The sequence below is a fragment of the Pseudomonas sp. Sample_9 genome (genome assembly GCF_004307535.1).
Lineage (GTDB): Bacteria > Pseudomonadota > Gammaproteobacteria > Pseudomonadales > Pseudomonadaceae > Aquipseudomonas > Aquipseudomonas mercuritolerans.
In genome coordinates this window covers 1-1,118 of the sequence record NZ_RAZO01000237.1, presented here as the reverse complement: position 1 = coordinate 1,118, position 1,118 = coordinate 1, and the positions used below count along the sequence as shown (strand labels likewise).

The following is a 1,118-nucleotide window of genomic DNA, read 5'->3' as shown; positions in this document are numbered from 1 at the left end:
CCGAAGAAGTGCTGCGCACAGCGCTCAAGCGCAAGTACGACAGCCATCTGGCGCGGCTTTATGGTCTGGTTCGTGGCAGTGATCCTGCGCGTCAGTTGCAGATTGCCGAAGGCTGGCTCAAGGAGCACCCTGCCGATCCGAGTCTGCTGCTGACCCTCGGGCGGTTGTGTCTGCAAACCAGTCTGTGGGGCAAGGCTCGCGACTATCTGGAAAGCAGTTTGCGCGTGCAGCGCAATCCGGAGACCTGTGCGGAACTGGCCCGCCTGCTTGCACAGCTTGGCGATACCGAGCGCAGCAATCAGTTGTTCCAGGAAGGTCTGGGGCTGCTGGATGAACGCCTGCTCGCGGCGCCTTTGCCGGTTGCGGCGAAGGTATGAATGGCGAGGGAGTTTGCTCCCTCGCGAACTTCGATGACCGAAAATTCCCCTTCTTCGCGCTCTGGAGACAAAGTCCTACAGAGCGCTTCACCGTTTCCTATCGAGCCTGTCGGGTTTTCCCTACACCTGCGGTGAACTGTCGGCAGGCCCTTGCCTTGAAAGGCTGACACGCTTTCCTCTACCGTAACCGTCTGTCTCTACTGTTACGGAAAAGCCATGTCGTTGGCCTGCTCACGCTCCTTGTTCTTCATGGCTTTCATTGCGGGGGCCTTTGCTCTGGGAGCTTCCTATTACCTCGAATACGCGGTCGGCCTGACGCCTTGCAGTCTGTGCCTGGTGCAGCGATTGTTCCTCACATTGCTGTGCATCGGCTGCGGCGTGGCGGCGGTGCATGGCCCTCGGCGCGTTGGCTTATGGTGGTACTGGCTGTTTGCGCTCGGCGCCAGTCTGGGAGGAACCACCGCTGCGTGGCGGCAGGTGTTGATCCAGAGTGACTCCATGCTGCAACTGGTCAAATGCTCGCCAACCGTGGAGTCACTGTTCAGCGACCTGCCGTGGATCTGCGCCTTGCAACGGATGTTCAACGGCGGCGCCGATTGTGCGGACATCTCCTGGACACTGTTCGATCTGAGCATCCCGGAATGGAGCCTGCTGTTTTTTGTCGGCGTGTCGATCCTTGCGGTTTATCAGTTGTTGCGTCTGATCTGGAGCGCTCTGCAACGACCGGTCAGCGACGAAGCG

Annotated in this window: 1 protein-coding gene and 1 pseudogene; both read left to right on the top strand. The window is 59.6% G+C overall.

Annotated elements, in window-relative coordinates; all coding sequences use genetic code 11:
* Positions 1 to 377: pseudogene (locus D6877_RS13605) on the top strand (heme biosynthesis protein HemY); the annotation flags it as partial.
* 216 nt (positions 378 to 593) lie between these two features.
* Positions 594 to 1,118, top strand: a 525-nt coding sequence (locus D6877_RS13600; RefSeq protein ID WP_130911129.1) for a disulfide bond formation protein B, incomplete at its 3' end; no start/stop codon positions are given.